Annotated in this window: 1 protein-coding gene and 1 pseudogene; one reads left to right on the top strand and one right to left on the bottom strand. The window is 63.1% G+C overall.

Annotation, left to right across the window (positions count from 1 at the left end; genetic code table 11):
- A pseudogene (locus ABZV34_RS39450) lies at window positions 1-197 on the top strand (hypothetical protein); the annotation flags it as partial.
- Between the two features lie 16 nt (window positions 198-213).
- Here the strand turns inward: ABZV34_RS39450 and ABZV34_RS39455 are convergent.
- Window positions 214-1,347 carry an IS630 family transposase gene (locus ABZV34_RS39455; protein ID WP_356288113.1) on the bottom strand — a complete coding sequence of 378 codons (1,134 nt, stop codon included), beginning with the start codon at window positions 1,345-1,347 and terminating at the stop codon, window positions 214-216.
- Window positions 1,348-1,440: the final 93 nt, after the last annotated feature.

Genomic DNA, 1,440 nt, shown 5'->3' on the forward strand with positions numbered 1-1,440 from the left:
CTGAGCTTGGACTGGACGAGGAATACAAGTACGCCGAGTTGCAAGTTGTCTGCAACAGCCACGATATCCACTGCGAAGAGTGGGCAGCTGAGCACACCGTCTTCATTCATGCACGACCCGGCCATGACGAGCGGGCTGCTTGGCTTGCGGCTCAGGTTGATGCGCGAGTTGTCGGGCCGCCCGAGTTCGGCTGGTAACTCAACTAGTCTCGAGTCAGGCGACGTTTACCCTGTCGATGACGGCACGTAGGCGCTGGTCCTCGGCGTGGTTGTTTCGCCAGATAATGTAGCGGCGGATCATGCTGCCCTGTTCCTTGTGGTCGGCGTGGTCCGTGCCGTCGAGGGTGAAGTAGCGCAGGGCCGTGAACTGAGCCTCGATGCGGTTGAGCCAGGAGCTGTTGGTCGGGGTGTAGGCCATCTCCACGTTGTTCGCCGCAGCCCAGATGCCAACACGCTGGCACTTCCTCGTGGTTAGGTGCGGGGAGAAGTTGTCGCCGACGATCGCAATCCGGATTTCACGCGGGTAGAGGGTGCGCAGGTAGCGGCAGAACTCCAGGAACTGCGTCCGCTTCTTGACCGGCTTGACGTGGCCGTAGAGCCTGTCCTTGGCCAGGTCAAGAGCGGCGAATAGGTGCCGGACCCCGCCGTAGCGGTTGTAGGTCGCCCGGCGCCGTCGGCGGGGCTCACGGGCGGGATCCTTGTGCTTGCCTCCGCGTTCGGCCCATTGCCGACCCGGGTGCGGCATTAGATTGAGGGGTCCGAACTCGTCCATGCAGAAGATGACTTCGGGTTCGTCATCCTCGGGTATGACCTCGCCGTCGGCGATCGCGTAAAGGTGCTCGACACGGGCCTTCTTGGCCGCGTAGTCCGGATCGCGCGAGGTCTTCCAGGTCTTCAGGCGTTGAAAGGAGACGCCTTCCTCACGGAGCAGAATGCGCAGACCCTCGTGGCTGATGTCGTCGACCACCCCCTCGGCTACCAGGAAGTCCGCCAGCTTGGTCAGACTCCAGGTCGAGAAGGGCAGGTCGTGCTCGGTGGGCTTGGACTTGGCGATCTTCTTGATCTCGCGACGTTCAGGCAGTGTGAACGTCTTCGGCCGGCCGCCCTTGTACTTGGGGTACAGCGAGTCGAAGCCGTCCGCGTTGAAATTGTGGATCACGTCTCTGACACGGTCGTCGCTGGTGAACGACACCTCGGCGATCCTCGCCACCGGCATGCCCTGCGCGGACAGCAGCACCATCTGGGCCCGCCGCCAGGTCACCACCGACCCGGTGCCCCTGCGGATGATCCGCAGCAGCTGCCGCCCCTCATCGTCATCGATCTCACGGACCTGCACTCGTACCGCCACCCAGACAGGGTGACCGAAACACGCCGCTCAGCCCAGGACCCAGACGGCGCGTCACATCACAACAGGGCAAACATTACCTGACGCGGCACTAGC

The organism is Streptomyces sp. NPDC005195 (assembly GCF_040608315.1).
GTDB classification, from domain to species: Bacteria; Actinomycetota; Actinomycetes; order Streptomycetales; family Streptomycetaceae; genus Streptomyces; species Streptomyces kaempferi.